The 19,045-nt window shown below is 68.9% G+C and carries 14 protein-coding genes and 2 riboswitches; of the genes, 2 read left to right on the forward strand and 12 right to left on the reverse strand.

Annotated elements, in window-relative coordinates; translation table 11 throughout:
• Positions 1 to 51: 51 nt before the first annotated feature.
• From WT60_RS00875 to WT60_RS00895, 5 genes are all read right to left on the reverse strand, one after another.
• Positions 52 to 1,116: a hypothetical protein gene (locus WT60_RS00875; protein WP_059578146.1), complete on the reverse strand. Its 1,065-nt coding sequence runs from the start codon at positions 1,114 to 1,116 to the stop codon at positions 52 to 54.
• Positions 1,117 to 1,147: 31 nt separating this feature from the next.
• Complete coding sequence (locus WT60_RS00880; protein ID WP_060356264.1) at positions 1,148 to 2,851, reverse strand: thiamine pyrophosphate-binding protein; 1,704 nt, start codon at positions 2,849 to 2,851, stop codon at positions 1,148 to 1,150.
• A 95-nt stretch (positions 2,852 to 2,946) separates the two neighbouring features.
• Positions 2,947 to 3,645, reverse strand: coding sequence for an endonuclease/exonuclease/phosphatase family protein (locus WT60_RS00885; protein WP_161788692.1), 699 nt, complete (start codon positions 3,643 to 3,645; stop codon positions 2,947 to 2,949).
• A 451-nt stretch (positions 3,646 to 4,096) separates the two neighbouring features.
• Entirely contained in the window at positions 4,097 to 5,485 is a 1,389-nt protein-coding gene (locus WT60_RS00890; protein WP_038752973.1) for an L-serine ammonia-lyase, read from the reverse strand.
• A gap of 33 nt (positions 5,486 to 5,518) precedes the next feature.
• Positions 5,519 to 6,637, reverse strand: coding sequence for an alginate lyase family protein (locus WT60_RS00895; RefSeq protein ID WP_038752971.1), 1,119 nt, complete (start codon positions 6,635 to 6,637; stop codon positions 5,519 to 5,521).
• Between the two features lie 35 nt (positions 6,638 to 6,672).
• Here WT60_RS00895 and WT60_RS35620 point away from each other — a divergent pair, with 35 nt between their 5' ends.
• Positions 6,673 to 6,798: a ubiquinol-cytochrome C reductase gene (locus tag WT60_RS35620; RefSeq protein WP_081989990.1), complete on the forward strand. Its 126-nt coding sequence runs from the start codon at positions 6,673 to 6,675 to the stop codon at positions 6,796 to 6,798.
• Here WT60_RS35620 and gcvP read toward each other — a convergent pair.
• The 6 genes from gcvP to WT60_RS00935 all read right to left on the reverse strand — a co-directional run bounded on the left by gcvP (position 6,789) and on the right by WT60_RS00935 (position 15,465).
• Entirely contained in the window at positions 6,789 to 9,716 is a 2,928-nt protein-coding gene (gcvP, locus tag WT60_RS00905; protein WP_038752967.1) for an aminomethyl-transferring glycine dehydrogenase, read from the reverse strand. The two genes, WT60_RS35620 and gcvP, sit on opposite strands and share 10 nt — an antisense overlap.
• Positions 9,717 to 10,216: 500 nt before the next feature.
• Entirely contained in the window at positions 10,217 to 10,597 is a 381-nt protein-coding gene (gene gcvH, locus WT60_RS00915) for a glycine cleavage system protein GcvH (RefSeq protein WP_038752965.1), read from the reverse strand.
• 82 nt (positions 10,598 to 10,679) lie between these two features.
• The gene (gene gcvT, locus WT60_RS00920) at positions 10,680 to 11,798 is read right to left on the reverse strand and encodes a glycine cleavage system aminomethyltransferase GcvT (protein WP_038752962.1); all 1,119 of its coding nucleotides are present in this window, start codon (positions 11,796 to 11,798) and stop codon (positions 10,680 to 10,682) included.
• A 96-nt stretch (positions 11,799 to 11,894) separates the two neighbouring features.
• Positions 11,895 to 12,031: riboswitch (glycine riboswitch) on the reverse strand.
• 35 nt (positions 12,032 to 12,066) lie between these two features.
• A riboswitch (glycine riboswitch) is annotated at positions 12,067 to 12,176 on the reverse strand.
• Between the two features lie 407 nt (positions 12,177 to 12,583).
• Positions 12,584 to 12,961: a hypothetical protein gene (locus WT60_RS00925; protein WP_038754051.1), complete on the reverse strand. Its 378-nt coding sequence runs from the start codon at positions 12,959 to 12,961 to the stop codon at positions 12,584 to 12,586.
• A 162-nt stretch (positions 12,962 to 13,123) separates the two neighbouring features.
• Positions 13,124 to 14,176 carry an oxidoreductase gene (locus tag WT60_RS00930; RefSeq protein WP_059645372.1) on the reverse strand — a complete coding sequence of 351 codons (1,053 nt, stop codon included), beginning with the start codon at positions 14,174 to 14,176 and terminating at the stop codon, positions 13,124 to 13,126.
• Positions 14,177 to 14,757: 581 nt separating this feature from the next.
• Positions 14,758 to 15,465: an SGNH/GDSL hydrolase family protein gene (locus WT60_RS00935; RefSeq protein WP_059578016.1), complete on the reverse strand. Its 708-nt coding sequence runs from the start codon at positions 15,463 to 15,465 to the stop codon at positions 14,758 to 14,760.
• Positions 15,466 to 15,771: 306 nt separating this feature from the next.
• On the opposite strand from WT60_RS00935, the gene WT60_RS00940 reads away from it, so the two are divergent.
• Entirely contained in the window at positions 15,772 to 17,859 is a 2,088-nt protein-coding gene (locus WT60_RS00940; RefSeq protein WP_038754060.1) for a UvrD-helicase domain-containing protein, read from the forward strand.
• Between the two features lie 222 nt (positions 17,860 to 18,081).
• Here the strand turns inward: WT60_RS00940 and WT60_RS00945 are convergent, their stop codons facing one another.
• A complete protein-coding gene (locus WT60_RS00945) occupies positions 18,082 to 18,972 on the reverse strand; it encodes a c-type cytochrome (protein ID WP_038754061.1) in 891 nt (296 codons plus the stop codon).
• Between the last annotated feature and the right edge of the window lie 73 nt (positions 18,973 to 19,045).

Consider the following 19,045-nt stretch of genomic DNA (forward strand, 5'->3'; position numbering starts at 1 on the left):
GCGATGCGATGTGCGATGCGGCGTGCAATGGCGATCGGCTTTCCGCCGCGCTCACTCCCGCGCCGGCGGCCACGCGAGCGCATCCCAATCGATGCGCCGATACGCGGCGTCGACAAGCGCGATATCGTCGACGGCATCGCTTTTGTGGCGATTGCGCAACATCTCGGGCACATCAAGCCCGATCGCCGTGCAAAAAGGATAATCGCGCACCCGCAGCTCGGGCGCGATGCTCGAAAAGCACGCGAGCGTCGGCACATCGAAGCCGGCCGCGATATGCACGGCCGACGTGTCTGCGCACATTACGACGCTCGCCTGCGCGACCCAGCCGATGAAGTGCGCGGTATCGCCGGAGTGGACGCTCACATCGACGTAGTCCGGATGATCGATCGGCTCGAAGCCGAGCACGGGCAGCCGGTAGATCCGCGCAAGCCGGTCGACGAGCGCCGCGCGCCGCGCGGGCGGAATGCTGCGCAGCGGCGTGCTGGCCTGCGGGCAGAAGAGCGCGTAGCGCCGGCCGCGCCATTCGGGCGGCGGCTCCGGAAGCGTCAGCCGGGCGAGCCAATGATTGCGCTTCGCATCGGCGGCGATCGATTCGGGCGGCACGCCGAGCGACGCGAGGAAGAAGTCGATCATCGGCCGCGTCGCGAACGCGGGCCAGTACAGGTGATTGCCGAGATCGATCCGCGTGTCGCTTTCCGGCAGCGCGGCCGCGGGCCAGGGCAGCGTGCGGATCGGCGCGATCGCGTCGGCCGCGAGCCGATACAGCGCGTCGACGTACGCGGGCGCATGCGCGGGCCGGTACAGCACGAAGCGCACGTGCGGATGGCGCGCCCGGATCGCCGCGAGCGCGGTCAGGCCGATCACCGAGTCGCCGAGCGCGACGCCCATCCCATTGATCACGTGAACGGTCGACAACGTCGCGTAATCGAGCGCGAACGGACGGCTTGCCGCATGCAACAGCCCGATGCGGCTCGCCGCGCCGGCGTAGCCGCGCGCGTCGGCGCCCGTGCATTCGAGATCGTAGGGCGCGACGAGCCGGCCGTCCGGCGACAGCAGCGTGCCGGGGTAGGTGAGCGCGTCGGCGGGCGGCAGCGCGGGGGCTGCGTGCGTCGTCATCGTCGCGAGCGCGGGCCTGCCGGATGCGCCGTCACGCGCGGCGCGCGCGCAGGCCTTGCTCGCGCACCTGCTCGAGCGTCGCGGCGGGCGTGCATGCATCCTTTGGCACGCGGATCTCGATCAGCGCGGGCAGGCCGCCCGCGAGCGCGCGATCGAGCGCAGGCAGGAAATCGGCGGTGCGCTCGACCGTCTCGCCATGCGCGCCGAACGCGCGCGCGTACGCGGCGAAATCCGGATTCGTCAGCCCCGTGCCGTGCACGCGCGCCGGATAGTTGCGCTCCTGATGCATGCGGATCGTGCCGAAATGGCCGTTGTTCACGACAAGCACGATGATCGCGAGACCATACTGCATCGCGGTCGCGAGCTCGTTGCCGGCCATCATGAAGCAGCCGTCGCCCGCGAGCGCGACGACCGTGCGCTGCGGATACAGCGACTTCGCCGCGAGCGCGGCCGGCACGCCGTAGCCCATCGCGCCGCTTGTCGGCGCGAGTTGCGAACGGAAGTGCCGGTACGCGAAATGGCGATGCAGCCAGGCCGCGTAATTGCCCGCGCCGTTCGTGACGATCGCGTCGTGCGGCAGCCGCTCGCGCAATTGCAGCATCACGTCGCCGAGCTGCACGTCGCCCGGCATCGGCTTCGGCGCGCGCCAGTCGAGATACGCGCGATGCGCGTCGGCCGCGCTCTGCGCCCACGCGGGCGAGGCCGGCGGCTCGAGCGAGGCGAGCTGCGAGGCGATCTCGGGCATCCCCGACGCGATCGGCAGATCGGCCGCGTAGACGCGCCCGAGCTCGTCCGCGCCCTGATGCACGTGAATGAGCACTTGCTTCGGTTTCGGAATGTCGATCAGCGTGTAGCCGCCCGTCGTCGCCTCGCCGAGGCGCGGGCCGAGCGCGAACAGCAGGTCCGCTTCCTGGATGCGGCGCGCGAGTGCGGGATTCACGCCGAGGCCGACGTCGCCCGCGTACTGCGGATGCTCGTTGTCGAACGTGTCCTGGTAGCGGAACGCGCACGCGATCGGCAACCGCCAGCGCTCGACGAACGTGCGCAGATCCGCGCATGCGTCGGGCGTCCAGCCGCTGCCGCCCGCGATCACGAGCGGCCGCTCGGCGCGTGCGAGCCGCTCGCGCAGCTCGGCCATCTGCGCGACGGACGGCGCGGCGGCGATGCGCTTCGCCGCGGGCGCGACGGGTTGCGTGGCGCACGGCTCGGACAGCACGTCCTCAGGCAGCGCGAGCACGACCGGGCCTGGCCGGCCCGACATCGCGACGTGAAACGCGTGGCTCAGGTATTCGGGGATGCGGCGCGGATCGTCGATCTGCGCGACCCATTTCGCGAGCTGGCCGAACATCCGCCGATAGTCGATTTCCTGGAACGCCTCGCGATCGAGATGCTCACGCGCGCACTGGCCGATGAAGAGGATCATCGGCGTCGAATCCTGGAATGCGGTGTGCACGCCGATCGACGCGTGCGTCGCGCCGGGGCCGCGCGTGACGAACGCGACGCCGGGCCGGCCGGTCAGCTTGCCGAGCGCCTCCGCCATGTTCGCGGCGGCGGCCTCGTGGCGGCAGACGACGGTCTGGATGCGTTCGGTTTCGTCGGCGAGGGAATCGAGGACGGCGAGAAAGCTCTCGCCGGGAACGCAGAACACGCGCTCGACGTGATTCGCGAGCAGGGCGTCGACGAGCAGGCGTGCGCCGGTGGCGGCGCGCTGCCCGAGGTCCGGGGAAATCGGCATATAAGACGAGCTCCCTTCGTGGCGGGACGTACAGCTTACGCCGGAAGGGAAGGTGGCGGAAGGCGCGCCATTACCGATGGCGCGCCCGGTGGCGATTACCAGCGGAACGACTGCGGGTAGTGATCCGATGCGCCGACCAATTGAGTTCCGGCCTGAAAAAAGGTGAATCCAGGCGCGTTGGTGATCGCATAGTCGAGAATGCCGCCGCCTTGTTGCGTCGCGCGGTTGCTGCTCACGACGGCGCCTTGCGGCGGTGGAACGAATCCCGCCGCATTGGGCGGCGCATTGAAGTCACCGACGCATGCCCAGGTTCCGCCGCGCTGACTGATCTGTCCGATCTGCGCATTGTTCCACGTGCAGACATTGGCCAGCGTGACGTTGCGGGATACCGGCGGGCTGTGAATCGAATAAATCGTGATGGCGTTACGCGTTTGGGGATCGGTGACCGTGCACCACGGCATCGCGCGCGGGCTGTTCGGATTGAAGCCCGCGGCGGCGGGCATCAGGATATGGCGCGCGCTCGGGGCGATGTTGCTGAGCACGGCGAGGCCGAGCCGGTCTTGGGGCGCTTCCCAGTACACGCATTCCATGAAGCCCGCGCCGGCTCTGAAGTTACCCGTGTAGCCGATGATCGCGCCGTCGTTGCCGATGATCGGCGCCCTTTCCTCCAGCAACGTCGCGAAGTTCGTCCCGCATTCCTGCAGGCACAGCACGTTTGCGCGGGTTTGTTGCAGTACCTGGTTCAAATAGACGGCATTGGTTGCGCCCAGCATGTTCCACGTAGCGATGATCATTTTTTCTCCTTTGAGCGACATGGGGAGCCGGAGACGAGCACGGCCGCGGCGGCGAACGGCGGGCGACGCGGCCGCTCGGACGGTAGTCCCGCCGATCAAGATATCGATTGGCGGGCGGGCGGGATACTGACAGGAATGGTAGGCGCGCGGCGGCGTCGACGCGCTGCCGCTGGTCGCGCCCTGGTCGGCATTGCGCGCTCGCGAGCTGGTGCCACGGGCGGCAGGCGGTTTTTTTGTCGTTAGGGTGTTGCTTGAGGGAGGGGAGAGATCCGAGCGCTGCTTGCGGCAAGAGCGAGATACGCCGAGTACCGGTTGTGGACGCGTAAAAATGCCGTAAGCGCGCGCCGCTTCGCCGCACGTGAGCCGGCAATGCGCCGCGCGAGTTGCGTGGCCGCATGGCCGCGAGCGCGGCGCGAAGAAAACCGGGAGGCGGCGTTCGGCCGCCCCCGCATCAGCACTCGACGATATTCACCGCCAGCCCGCCGCGCGACGTTTCCTTGTACTTCGTCTTCATGTCCGCGCCCGTCTCGCGCATCGTCTTGATCACGGAGTCGAGCGACACGTAGTGCGTGCCGTCGCCGCGCAGCGCCATGCGCGCGGCGTTGACGGCCTTCACCGACGCCATCGCGTTGCGCTCGATGCACGGAATCTGCACCATCCCGCCGACCGGATCGCAGGTGAGGCCGAGGTTGTGCTCCATGCCGATTTCGGCCGCGTTCTCGACCTGTTGCGGCGTGCCGCCCAGCACGGCCGCGAGCGCGCCCGCCGCCATCGAGCACGCGACGCCGACTTCGCCCTGGCAGCCGACTTCGGCGCCCGAGATCGACGCGTTGAGCTTGTACAGGATGCCGATCGCCGCCGCCGTCATCAGGAAGTCGATCACGCCTTGCTCGTTCGCGCCCGGCGTGAAGCGCGTGTAGTAATGGAGGACGGCCGGGATGATGCCCGCCGCGCCGTTGGTGGGCGCGGTGACGACGCGCCCGCCCGCCGCGTTCTCTTCGTTGACCGCGATCGCGTACAGGTTGATCCAGTCGATCATCGACAGCGGGTCCTGCAACGCGCGTTCCGGATTGTCCGTCAGCGCGCGATGGAGCTGCGGCGCGCGGCGCTTGACCTGGAACGGGCCGGGCAGGTTGCCGTCGGCGTCCGGGTTGTCGATGCCGCAGCCGCGCGCGACGCAAGATTGCATCACGTCCCAGATCTTCAGCAGGCCCGCGCGCGTCTCCTCCTCGGTGTGCCACGCGCGCTCGTTCTCCCACATCAACTGCGCGATCGACTTGCCGGTCGAATCGGTGAGCGCGAGCAGCTCGGCGCTCGTGCGAAACGGATGCGCCATCTGCTCGACGGCGGCGAGCACCTTCGTGTTCGGCGCGCCCGCGGTGACGACGAAGCCGCCGCCCACGGACAGATACGTCGTCTCGCGCAGCACCGCGCCCGTCGCGTCGATCGCGCGCAGCTTCATCGCGTTCGGATGCTCGGGCAGCGCCTGCCGGTAGAACGCGATGTGCTCCTTCGGCACGAACGGCACCGGATGCGCGCCGAGCAGCGCGAGCGACTTCGAATCGCGCACGGCGTCGAGCCGTGCGGCGATCGTCGACGGATCGACGGTGTCGGGCGCATCGCCCATCAGGCCGAGCATCACGCCGCGATCGGTGCCGTGGCCCTTGCCCGTCGCGCCGAGCGAGCCGTACAGCTCGACTTTCACGCTCGCGGTCGCGGCGAGCAGCGCGTCGCGCTCGAGCCCTTGCGCGAACATCAGCGCGGCCCGCATCGGACCGACCGTATGCGAGCTCGACGGGCCGATACCGATTTTGAAAAGATCGAACACGCTGACTGCCATTTCGTTTCCTGAATTGCTGGATGTATTGGGGGATCACCGCGCCGGCAGCGGCAGGCACGCGGCCAGCCACGCCGGCGGCATCGGCGAGAGTTGCTGGGCGATGCCCGCGTAGCGGCCGTCGAGGCGCGCGGCGAGGTGGAACAGCTCGGTTGCGTTCTTCGGCTCCCACATGCCCGAATAGCCGGGCAGGCCTGCCTCGCGGCGCTTCGCGTCGAACGGCACCGGCGAGTGGACGAATTCTTCGTGCGTCTTCTCGCCGCGCGCGTACGGCGCGAGCCAGTCGAGCGCGGCGGCGAGCGTCGCGCCGTTCGGCGCGCGCTCGCGCAGCCAGTTGCGGTTGAAGCGCCGCGCCGCGAGCGCCGCCGTCACGAGCGGCTGCAGATCGTAGACCGCGTAATGCAGCGCGTCGCGCTCGAGAAAATCGTACGTCGTGCCGTCCGGCTCGATGTTGTCGGCGAGATGCTCGACGAACAGGCGCTGCGCGGCGTTCATCATCCTACGGTCGCCGAGCGTGAACGCGGCGAGCGCGATCAGCTTGATCCGGTGGCTTTGCCAGTTGTTGCGCCACGTGCCCTTGAGCGGGCGCTTCTGCGCGTCGATCTGCTGCACGTAGCCGTTGCCGAGCGACGCGATGAACGCGGCCGTCGCGTTGCGCGTTTTCACGGGCAGCACGCTCGCGGTCATGTCGTACGCGAGGATCAGGCTCTCGAAGCGCGTCTCGTCGATCGGATTGAAGCTCGGGCGGTAAGTGTTCACCCACGCCGACAGAAAGCGGTCGACGAGCGCCAGATAGCGGCTCTGGTTCGTCACGCGCCACGCGAGCGCCGCGTTGCGCATCAGCTCCATGTCGTTGAGCGCCTCGGCGCTCTGGTCGTAGATGCCTTCGTGCGGCAGCGTGCCTTCGGTGTGCACGCGCGGCAGCGCCTTCGGCTCGTCGTTCAGATGCGCGTCGACGCTCTTGATGAGCGCCTGCACGCCCGGTTCGGCGTGCGTCGCTTCGCTGCTCTGCAGCGCCGGTGCGGCGCAGAAATTCATCGCCGCTCGCGCGGGGCCGGCCGCCGTCAGCGCGGCGGTGGCGAGAAGCGCCGGCGCGAGCGCGCTCAAGCGCCGCCGCATCGCCTGCGCGCGGCCCGGAAACGTCTGACGCACCATGCAGAACTCCTTTGTTGGCTGGATCGCGGTGTGAGATGTTAGCCGGACTTGCGGGCGAATGCGAACGCGCGCGCCGTCCGCAACGACGGATTGCGGACGGCGCGTCGCCGTTGAAAGGAGCGCGGCGCGGCGAGCGGGCCGCGCCGGCGCATCATGCGTAATCCGATACCGGAACGCAGGAACAGAACAGATTGCGGTCGCCATATGCGTTGTCCGCGCGGCCGACGGGCGGCCAGTACTTGTTCGTGCCGAGCGACGCGACCGGGTACGCGGCCTGCTCGCGCGAGTACGCGTGCGGCCATTCGTTCGCGGTGACGACGGCCGCCGTGTGCGGTGCGTGACGCAGCGGGTTGTCCTCGCGGTCGGCGCGGCCTTCCTCGACCGCGCGGATTTCGTCGCGGATCGCGACCATCGCGGCGATGAAGCGGTCGAGCTCCTCCTGCGATTCCGATTCGGTCGGCTCGACCATCAGCGTGCCCGGCACCGGGAAGCTCATCGTCGGCGCGTGGAAGCCGTAGTCCATCAGGCGCTTCGCGACGTCGTCGACGGTGATGCCGCTCGAATCCTTGATCGGACGCAGGTCGAGAATGCATTCGTGCGCAACCAGCCCGCCCGGGCCCGAATACAGCACCGGGTAGTGCGGCGCGAGGCGCTTCGCGATGTAGTTCGCGTTGAGGATCGCGGTTTCGGTGGCGGCGGTCAGGTTCTTCGCGCCCATCATCGCGATGTACATCCACGAGATCGGCAGGATCGACGCTGAGCCGTACGGCGCGGCCGACACCGCGCCGATGCCTTCCTCGCCGCGCGCGTAGCCGGTCGAGCGCTGGTTCGGCAGGAACTTCGCGAGGTGCGCGCCGACCGCGACCGGGCCGACGCCGGGGCCGCCGCCGCCGTGCGGGATGCAGAAGGTCTTGTGCAGGTTCAGGTGCGACACGTCGCCGCCGAACTGGCCCGGCGCGGTCAGGCCGACCATCGCGTTCATGTTCGCGCCGTCGACGTACACCTGGCCGCCGTGCGCGTGCACGATCTCGCAGATCTCGCGCACGTTCTGCTCGAACACGCCGTGCGTCGACGGATACGTGATCATGATCGCCGCGAGGTCCTTCGAGTGCTGCTCGGCCTTCGCCTTGAGATCCTCGATGTCGACGTTGCCCTGCGCGTCGCACGCGACCACCACCACCTTCATGCCGGCCATGTGCGCGGACGCCGGGTTCGTGCCGTGCGCGGACGCCGGAATCAGGCAGATGTCGCGATGGCTCTCGCCGCGCGATTCGTGATACGCGTGGATGATCAAGAGGCCCGCGTACTCGCCCTGCGAGCCCGCGTTCGGCTGCAGCGACACGGCCGCGTAGCCCGTCGCCGCGACGAGCATCTGTTCGAGCTGGTCGATCATCTCGCGGTAGCCGACGGTCTGCTCGGCCGGCGCGAACGGGTGAATCCGGCCGAATTCGGGCCACGTGACGGGCAGCATTTCCGACGTCGCGTTCAGCTTCATCGTGCACGAGCCGAGCGGGATCATCGAGCGGTCGAGCGCGAGATCCTTGTCCGACAGGCTGCGCAGGTAGCGCAGCATTTCCGTTTCCGAATGATGGCGGTTGAACACGTGGTGCGTCAGATACGCGCTCGTGCGCTCGAGGCCGGCCGGCAGCGCGGGCACGGCGGGCAGCGCGGCGTCGAGCGAGTCGACGTCGGGCGCCGTCGCGCCCGCCGCCTGCGCGAAGATCGCGAGCAGATCGGCGAGATCGGCGCGCGTCGTCGTTTCGTCGACCGATACGCCGACTTGCGTGTCGCTCGCGCGGCGCAGGTTGATGCGCTTCGCTTTCGCGAGCTCGTGGATCTGCGCGGCGCGCGCGCCCGCGTCGATCGTCAGCGTGTCGAAGAACGTGTCGTTGACGCTCGCGTAGCCGATCTGCTTGACGCCCGCGGCGAGGAGCGCGGCGATGCGGTTCACGCGCAGCGCGATCGTCTTCAGGCCGCGCGGGCCGTGATAGACCGCGTACATGCTCGCCATGATCGCGAGGAGCGCCTGCGCGGTGCAGACGTTCGACGTCGCCTTCTCGCGGCGGATGTGCTGTTCGCGGGTTTGCAGCGCGAGGCGCAGCGCGGGCTTGCCCTGCGCGTCGACGGTCACGCCGACGAGGCGCCCCGGCATCTGCCGCTTGAATTCGTCGCGCACCGCCATGTACGCGGCGTGCGGGCCGCCGAAGCCCATCGGCACGCCGAAGCGCTGCGTGTTGCCCACCGCGACGTCCGCGCCCCATTCGCCGGGCGGCGTGAGCACGGTGAGCGAGAGGATGTCGGCCGCGACGACGACGTGGCCGCCCGCCGCATGGATCGCGGCGGCGAGCGCGCGGTAGTCGCGCACGTCGCCGTTCGCGCCCGGATACTGGAGCAGCACGCCGAACGCGTTCGCGCCGGCGGCGTCGGCGGCCGGGCCCGTCTTCACGTCGATGCCGACCGGCTTCGCGCGCGTCCTGATCACTTCGAGCGTTTGCGGCAGCACGTCGTCGGCGACATAGAACACGTTCGACTTCGGCTTGCCGACGCGCTGCAGCAGCGTCATCGCCTCGGCGGCGGCCGTCGCCTCGTCGAGCAGCGACGCGTTCGAGATCGCGAGGCCCGTCAGGTCGGCGACCATCTGCTGGAAGTTCAGGAGCGCCTCGAGGCGGCCCTGTGAGATTTCGGGCTGGTACGGCGTGTACGCGGTGTACCACGCCGGGTTTTCGAGCACGTTGCGCAGGATGACGGCGGGTGTGTGCGAGTCGTAATAGCCTTGGCCGATGTACGAGCGGAACACCTGGTTCTTGTCCGCGAGTTCGCGCAGTGCGGCGAGCGCTTCCGCCTCGCTCAGCGGCTGCGCGAACGGGCCGAGCGGCAGCGCGTCGCGGCGGCGGATCGGCGCGGGAATCACGGCGTCGATCAGCGCTGCGCGCGTTGCGAAGCCGAGCGTGTCGAGCATCGCGCGCTGGCTGGCGTCGTCGGGGCCGATGTGGCGTTCGGCGAACGCGTCGTGCGTTTCGAGCGCGGCGAGCGAGAGGGGCGTGCGGTTCATCAGGTGATCCGGGTGTTCGAGCTTCATGGCGTTCCTGTGTCGACCAGAGTTAGCGCTTCAGCGCTTGCTCGGGTCCCATGCTTTGCGGTCGACCGGAGTTAGCGCTTTAGCGCTTGCTCGGGTCCCATGCTTTGCGGTCGACTCGAGTTAGCGTTTCAGCGCTTACTCGGGTCCCATGCTTTGCGGTCGACCCGAGTTGGCGTTTCAGCGCTTGCTCGGGTCCCATGCTTCGCGGTCGACCCGAGTTAGCGTTTCAGCGCTTGCTCGGGTCCCATGCTTTGCGATCGACCCGAGTTGGCGTTTCAGCGCTTGCTCGGGTCCCATGCTTCGCGGTTGACCGAAGTTGGCGCTTTAACGCTTACTCAGGTCCCACGCTGTGCGATCGACCGGAGTCAGCGCATCAGCGCCCCCCCCGGCCCCATGCTTTGCCATCGACCAGAGTCAGCGCCTTAACGCTCACCCTGGTCCCATGCGTGGCGCGGCCCGTGCTGCCGCCCGCCGCGCCGCGCGGTTCGTGAGTGGGCGCGTTAGCCGACCAGCTTCTCGTAGGCAGCGGCGTCGATCAGCTTGTCGGTCGACGCGCCCGCTTCGAGCTTGATCTTGAAGAGCCAGCTCGCGTACGCGTCGCCGTTGACCTCGTCGGGCGTGTCGACGATTGCCGTGTTCACTTCGACCACCTCGCCCGACACCGGCGTGTAGATGTCGGACGCCGCCTTCACCGATTCGACGACGCCGATGGCGTCGCCCGCCTTCACGGTCTTGCCGACTTCGGGCAGCTCGAGGAAGACGATGTCGCCGAGCGTTTCCTGCGCGTGGTCGGTGATGCCGACCGTCAGCGTGCCGTCCGCTTCGGTGCGGACCCACTCGTGTTCTTCCGTGTACTTCAGATCGGCCGGAATGTTGCTCATCGGATGCTCCTGAGATTGATTGCTTGCAAGCGTTTGAATGTGAGGCGCGGTTCGCGCGCGCGGGCGCGCCGGTTGCTTCGCGTCAGACCGCGAGCACCTTGCCGTTGCGCACGAACGGCAGTTTTACCACGCGCGCGGGGAGATTCTTGTCGCGGATCTGCACGTGGACCGTGTCGCCGGCCGCGACGCCCTTCGGCACGCGTGCGAGCGCGATCGATTCCTGCATCGTCGGCGAGAACGTGCCGCTCGTGATCTCGCCTTCGCCGTGCGGGGTCACGACTTTCTGATGCGCGCGCAGCACGCCGCCCGCGCGGCCGTTCTCCTTTTGCAGGATGAGGCCGACGAACGCGGCGCGCGAGCCGTTCGCTTCGAGCGCGTCGCGGCCGACGAACGCGCGCGGCGCGGCGAGATCGACCGTCCACGCGAGGCCGGCGTCGAGCGGCGACACCGTCTCGTCCATGTCCTGGCCGTACAGGTTCATGCCGGCCTCGAGGCGCAGCGTGTCGCGCGCGCCGAGCCCGCACGGGCGCACGCCGCGCTCGGCGAGCGCGTTCCACAGCGCTTCGACATGGGGCGCCGGGACGATGATCTCGAAGCCGTCCTCGCCCGTGTAGCCGGTGCGCGCGACGGTGAGGTCGCCGAACGGCGTGCCCGCGACCTGCGCGGCGTTGAAGGGCTTGAGCTCGCTCGTCGCCGCGCGCGCGGCGGGGATCGTGTCCCACACCTTCGCACGCGCGTTCGGGCCCTGCGCGGCGACGATCGCGAAGTCGCGGCGCGGCGCGATCGCGAGGCCGAAGCCGCCTTGCTCGTTGAGCTGGTTGAACCACGCGACGTCCTTGTCGGCGGTGCCGGCGTTGACGACGACGCGGAAGAAATCCTCGGTGAAGTAGTAGACGATCAGATCGTCGATGACGCCGCCTTGGGGGTTCAGCAGGCACGAGTAGAGCGCCTTGCCGGGCGTTTGCAGCTTCGCGACGTTGTTCGCGAGCGCGTGCTCGAAGAACGCGCGCACGCGCGGGCCCGTGAAATCGACCACGCACATGTGCGACACGTCGAACATCCCGGCGTCGGTGCGCACGGCCTGATGCTCCTCGATCTGCGAGCCGTAGTTGACGGGCATGTCCCAGCCGCCGAAGTCGACCATGCGGGCGTTGAGGGCGCGATGCGCGGCGTGCAGCGGGGTGATTTTGAGAACGGTCATCGGGGTCCCAGGCAAGGCGGCCGGGCGGCGGCCCGGGCGCGAAAACAAAACGGCAACTTGGCGAACCGCTGGCGCGTGAAGCCGCCTGCGATGCGTGCATGCCCCTCTGTCCTCGATACCTGAGAGATTGCGCGACGGACTCGATCCGCTTCGCGCGCGCCCCTTCGGTGGGCAGCCTGCTCGTGCGGCGCGTTGCGCGCACGCGGCTACTGCCGCTCTCCAGAGTGCGAAAAACGATGTCCGGCGCATGTCGTCGCCAGACGGATTTTTCGACGCGGCCGGTCCTTTTGCCTGAGAGTTTGCGGGTGTGCCCCTTCGGCGGCGCGGCTTGCCTTTCAATCAACGAACGGCGGCCGCGCGCTCTCCCGACGCGTGCGGGCGAATGTACGCGAGCGCGAATGGGTTGTCAATTTGGGCAAATAACTGTCGTTTGAAGACAAGCGAAGGCGGCATGCCGGCGGCGGTGGCGGCGTGGATTGCCGGCCCCGAAACGGCGGCGTGTTGGGTGAGCGGTGAGCGGTGAGCGGTCAGCGGTGAGCGGTCAGCGGTCAGCGGTCAGCGGTCAGCGGTCAGCGGTCAGCGGTCAGCGGTCAGCGGTCAGCGGTCAGCGGTCAGCGGTCAGCGGTCAGCGGTCAGCGGTCAGCGGTCAGCGGACCGGGGTCGGAAGCGTGAAGCCGCGCCTCGAAAGCGCGGCTTGGACGAGGGGCGCCGAAACCGCGCGTCGAAGCGCCGCCCGTCGCGCGATCGAACGGCGGCGGCGCGCACGGCCGCCGCCGAAGGTGCGCTTACTCGCCGATCGCGCGAGCGGCGGTGTCGAGCTCCTGATTGAGCACGCGCTGCTCGTCGCCGGACAGGCCGCCGCCATGCTGGGCCGCCATGTCGTTCGACTCCTGACGGATCACGTCGAGCCGGCGATGCAGCGCGGCGCCTTGCGGCGGCGGATAGTAGCCGGCGTTCACGCGCGCGTCGATTCGGTGGCTCAGGTTGTCGATGCGGCCCTGGATCTGCTGCATCCGCTCGTAGCCGACCACCTGCGGATTGGGGCGGGGCGCCGGAGCTGGAGCAGGCGCGGGCGCCGGTGCGGGGCGCTGCGGCGCGACCACACATGCCGCAAGTGTCGAGACGAGGGCGCAGCATGCCGCCGCGCGGATCAACCGATGCATTCCATTCTCCTGATTGACGATGCCGGGACAGGCAATTAGACGAACGGCTCAGACCTTCGTCGAGATGACGTTCGCTCCCGAATTGTTTGTAACGCTTTGTTGGCGCTCAAGGATGACGCAAGCCGCGGGCGTCCGATGCGCGGGCGGCATCGCGCGCGCCGCTCAGATCGGTTCGCGCACGAACGGCAGCCGGCGGCCTTCGCGCTCGCTGCGCGCGGCGAGCTCGATGATCGTCATCACGTCGACGGCGTCCTGCGGCGTGACGGGGAACGGCACGCCGCCGTGGATCGACGCGGCGAGCGCGCGATAGAACTCCGCGTACTGGCCGTCGAGCGTCGGCACCGGGCGTTCGACCTCGAGCTCGCCGTCGAGTCCGTGCAGCACGCCGGGCGGGTTGCCTCCGCCGAATTCGACGTCGCCGGGCGTGAGGCCCGCCTTCAACTGATCTTCCTGTGTATCGAGCCCGTGCTTCTGGTAGCCGGCCTGCGTGCCGAGCACGGTGAAGCGCGCGGGCTCGATCGCCGCGAGCGCGCTCGCGTGAAGCACGACGTCCTTGTCCGGATAGCCGAGCTGCAGATGGACGAAGTCGGGCGCGCCGCCGCCGTCGCGGCGCGTCTTGACCGCAGCGCTCACGGTGTCCGGCGCGCCGAAGAGCGCGAGCGCCTGATCGATCAGATGCGGCCCGAGATCGAACAGCAGCCCGCCGCCGCGCGCCGCTTCCTCGCGCCAGCGCGTGCGCACGTGCGGACGGAAGCGGTCGAAGTGCGATTCGAAATAGGTAATGCGGCCGAGCTCGCCGCTTTCGACGAGCTGACGCACGGTCAGGAAATCGCCGTCCCAGCGGCGGTTGTGGAACGGCGCGAACACGCGGCCGCGCGCGGCCGCGAGACGCGCGAGCGCGAGCGCTTCGGCGGCCGTCAGCGTGACGGGCTTGTCGACGACCACGTGCTTGCCCGCTTCGAGTGCACGCTTCGCCAGTTCGAAATGCGTGTCGTTGGGCGTTGCGATCACGATGCACTCGACTTCGTCGAGCGCGACGAGCGCATCGAGATCCGGCACGACGGCCGCGTCCGGATGCGCGGCGTGCGCGCGCTCCGGCTGCCCGGTGGCGATCGCGGCCATTTGCGTGCGGCTGCTGTGCGCGATGACGGGCGCGTGGAACGTCGCGCCTGCAAAACCGAAACCCATCAAACCAATCTTGAGCGTTGACGACATGAACGATCCTGTCTGCTTGCGAAACTGAGGCGCGGCGGCTCGGACGCCGCACGGCGACGGACGGCTATTGTGGCATGACGAAAGGGGGCGGAACGGTTCGGCGGCGACGTTGGCCGAATGGACGAGGCGTGCGAACGCCGAACGACAGGAACGGCGCGCGACGCGGCCGGCACGGCCGAGGGGCGCAAGGCACGCGGCCGAAACGGCGCGGATTCGATTGCTTTCGATGTATCTCTCGGCGCCCGTCCGGTGTCCGTCCGGCGTCTGGCGAGAGCGGCGGTCCGACCGGGCAACGCCGGTCCGCTCGGTCGGCGAATCGATTCCCGGAGGAGCGGCGCTCGGGAGCTTCGCCGTCCGGCCGGCTTGTTCCGTCCGGCAGCCGGGAGCGCCGCCGCTCCGCCGAACGACGCCGAGCTGCCCGTACACCTGCTCGCGTCCCCGTCGGCATTCCGCGCCCGAAGCCTTTGCGAGCGGCCGATGGGCTAATCGAAAAGGCCGCCGGCCGGAGAATGCCGGTGCGCGAGCCAAGTGAGAGCCCGCGTTCGCGGCGATGACGCATCGACCGTCGTCGGGCGTTCGTTTTAACCTCCGATCCGCCGCCTGATTGCCGCAGCGGCCTGCTCGGCCCACACCGCGCAGGCCCGCGCGCCCGGATGAAAGCCGTCCGACGCCATCGCGTCGCGCGTGAGCGGCATGTCGACCCGCAGGAACTCGCACGCGGGCTGGCCGGCGGCCCAGCGCGACAGCGCCGTATTGAGCCGCCGCGCGCGCAGCCCGAGATACCATCTGAGCGGTTGCGGCAGCGCCGGAAAATGATGCATCGGCGGCACCGCGGACAGAATCACGTGCGCCGCGCCGAAGCGCGTCGTCAGCCGATCGACGAGCGCCGCCTGCGCGTCGCGCCAGCGCGCGGGCGACACGCCGTCCGTTACGTCGTTGACGCCGAGCGACGTGACGGCCGCGTCGAAGCGCGCGTCGGGCTCGGCATCGAGCCAGTCGAGCAGATCCCGCGTCGTCGCGCCGGTGCGCGCGAGCAACCTCCATTCGACGCGATGCAACGGCGCGAGCGCGCGCACGAGTTGGCCGGTGAGCGCGTCGGACTGCGTCGGGACGCCGACGCCCGCGGCGGCCGAGTCGCCGAGCACGAGGAGGCGCAGCGGCGGCCCGGCGCCGTCGACGCCGCTGCGCGGCCCGTCGGCCTCGGCGAGGCGCGGCGTCACGCGCCTGACATGGCGGCCCTGAGCGAGCAGCAGCGGGCCGAGCGCGGCGGTGGCGAAGTGGTATCCCATGCGGTTTCCGTGATGTATGGCGTCGAGGTCGTGGCGTGCCGCCATGATAGCGAGCGGCGCGCATCGGCCGCCATCCGCCATCCGCCGGCGCCGCCGCGGCCGCGCGAGCGCCGCATGGGCATCGTCCGAATGTCCGACGCAGCGCCCGTTTCACATTCGCGAAAGAATCGCCGGCCGCCGCCGTGTTAACATGCGCGTCCCGCGAGCCATTTACCGGGGGCCGGCGTTGCAGTCCGCGCGCCGGCCGCGCTTCGCTCGCGGCGCCTTCCGGCTTCGCCGCCGTCAACCGCAACACCATCCGCAATCATGTCCGCAGGCCTGAACCCCGCTCAAAGCGAAGCGGTGCGCTATCTCGACGGTCCCTGCCTCGTGCTCGCCGGCGCGGGCAGCGGCAAGACCCGCGTCATCACGCAGAAGATCGCGCACCTGATCGAAGCAAAAGGCTTCGAGCCGCGCCATATCGCCGCCGTCACGTTCACGAACAAGGCGGCCGCCGAAATGCGCGAGCGCGTCGGCAAGCTCCTCGAGGGCAAGACGCTCACGACGCCCGGCAAGGAAGGCCGCAAGGTGCCCGTCAATCAGCTCACCGTCTGCACGTTCCACTCGCTCGGCGTGCAGATCCTGCGGAAGGAGGCCGAGCACGTCGGCCTGAAGCCGCAGTTCTCGATCATGGATTCGGACGATTGCTTCGGGATGATCCAGGAGCAGATCGGCACGACGGACAAGGGCCTGATCCGCAAGATCCAGACGATCATCTCGCTGTGGAAGAACGGCCTCGTCACGCCCGAGGAGGCGATGACGATCGCGGCGAACGAGGACGAGCATCAGGCGGCGCTCGTCTACCGGAACTATGTCGCGACGCTGCACGCGTACCAGGCGGTGGACTTCGATGACCTGATCCGCCTGCCGACCGAACTGTTCGCGAACAACGAGCCGGTGCGCGAGCGCTGGCAGAACAGGCTGCGCTATCTGCTGATCGACGAGTATCAGGACACGAACGCGTGCCAGTACGAGTTGCTGAAGCTGCTCGCGGGCCCGCGCGCCGCGTTCACGGCGGTCGGCGACGACGACCAGGCGATCTATGGCTGGCGCGGCGCGACGCTCGAGAATCTCGCGCAGCTCGGCAAGGACTTCCCGAAGCTGCACCTGGTCAAGCTCGAGCAGAACTACCGGTCGACGGTGCGCATCCTCACCGCCGCGAACAACGTGATCGCGAACAACCCGAAGCTGTTCGAGAAGAAGCTGTGGTCCGAGCACGGGATGGGCGATTCGATCACCGTCACGCCGTGCAACGACGAAGAGCACGAGGCCGAATCGGTCGTGTTTCGGCTGTCCGCGCACAAGTTCGAGCGGCGCACGCAGTTTCGCGATTACGCGATCCTGTATCGCGGCAACTTCCAGGCGCGCATCTTCGAGCAGGTGCTGCGGCGCGAGCGGATTCCGTACGTGCTGTCGGGCGGCCAGTCGTTCTTCGACAAGGCCGAGATCAAGGACTTGTGCGCGTACCTGCGCCTCATCGCGAACGCCGACGACGATCCCGCGTTCATCCGCGCGGTCACGACGCCGCGCCGCGGAATCGGCAACACGACGCTCGAGGCGCTCGGCGCGTTCGCGGGGCAGGCGAAGGTGTCGCTGTTCGAGGCGGTCTACATGGGCGGGATCGAGGCGCGGCTGTCCGCGCGGCAGGTCGAGCCGCTGAGGATCTTCTGCGATTTCATCCAGCGCCTGACCGACCGCGCGGACAAGGAGCCGGCGACCGTCGTCCTCGACGACATGATGGAAGCGATCCACTACGAAGCGTACCTGTACGACGCCTATGACGAACGGCAGGCGCAGACGAAGTGGCAGAACGTGCTCGAATTCCTCGAATGGCTGAAGCGCAAGGGGACGAAGCCGGAGCCGGAAGAAGCGGTTGACGGCGAGACGGAAGGCTTTCACAACGCGGACGGCCTTGCCGACACAGGCAAGAACCTGCTCGGCCTGATTCAGACGGTCGCGCTGATGTCGATGCTCGAGGGTAAGGAAGAGGACCCGGATGCGGTGCGGCTGTCGACCGTGCACGCGTCGAAGGGGCTCGAGTATCCGCACGTGTTCCTCGTCGGCGTCGAGGAAGGGATCATGCCGCACAGCGGCGGCAGCGACGACGGCCCGATCGACGACGAGCGGATCGAGGAGGAGCGCCGGCTGATGTACGTCGCCATCACGCGCGCGCAGCGCAGCCTGCATCTGAACTGGTGCAAGAAGCGCAAGCGCGCGCGGGAGACGATCGTCTGCGAGCAGTCGCGCTTCATCGCCGAGATGGGGCTCGACGAAGCGCCGCCGCCCGCGCCGGAGGAGGCGCCGATGACGCCGAAGGATCGGCTCGCGAGCTTGAAGGCTTTGCTGCAGAAGTGATGCGGGCGGGCACGCGGCGCACGGCGTGCGTTTGCCGTTTGGCCGAGCGGCCGAGCGGCCGATCACCGCGTGGCGATCGAGGCCGCGCGGTGATCGGCCGGACGAGTCCTGACCGATGGCCGGATCGCCGGGCGATCCGGCCGGCGCTCGGCCGCCCGCGACAAAACAGAAACCCCCGCGATGCTTGCGCAGCGCGGGGGTTTTTCGTTGCATCGGCGACCGTTACTTGGCGGCGTTGACCATGTAGTCGACGGCCGCTTTCACGTCGGCGTCCGACGCGTTCGCGCCGCCCTTCGGCGGCATCGCGCCCTTGCCGTGCAGCGCGTAGTTGTAGACCGTATCCATCGAATCCTTCAGGCGCGGCGCCCAGTCGGCCTTGTTGCCGAACTTCGGCGCGTTCAGCACGCCCGTTGCGTGGCACGCTTGGCATGTCGATTCGTACAGCGCCTTGCCTGCCGACGCCGAGCTTTCTGCGTTCGCGCCTGCGGCGGGCGCCTCGCCCGGTTTCGGCAGCGCGGCGATCGCAGCCATTGCCGCGGCGGCTTGCGCGTTGGCGGCCGTCGCGTCCGACGCGCCCGCGGCCGCGCCTGAAGCGGGGGCCGCATTCGCGGCGGGTTGCGCGGGCTCGGCGAACTTCGCACCGCCCTGATTGGCCATGTAGACGACTGCGCGCGCGATTTCATAGTCGCTATAGTCGTCGGGGTTCGTGCCGCCGCGCGGCGGCATGGCGCCTTTGCCGGTCAGCGCGATGTGCAGGACTTCGTCGTAGCCGGCCGCGATGCGCGGCGCCCAGGCGGCGGCGTCGCCGAACTTCGGCGCGCCGGCCGCGCCGGTGCTGTGGCAGGTCACGCAGACGGCCTTGTAGACTTCCTCGCCCGTCTTGTAGACGCGCGGCGCGTTGGCGTCCTTGATTTCGACTTGCGCGAGGGGGGCGATGCGCTTTGCGACGGCTTCGTCGGAGAGGCCGTCGGTGCCGGCGCCCGTGCGGAACGCGTGATTGGCGTAGGTGGCGAACAGCACGATGATCGCGATCGGGATCACGAATGAGGCGATGACAACTGCGATGAGTTGCCCGGGGGTTTTGATGGGGGCTCCGTGGGGTGCTTCGCTCATGCTTGCCTCGTCTCCGTGAATAGGAATTGTGAGCGGTACGGCAATGAATGGCTGTGGGGTGAAGCTCGGACGA

This window comes from Burkholderia sp. MSMB617WGS (assembly GCF_001532025.2).
In the GTDB taxonomy this organism is placed as follows: domain Bacteria; phylum Pseudomonadota; class Gammaproteobacteria; order Burkholderiales; family Burkholderiaceae; genus Burkholderia; species Burkholderia savannae.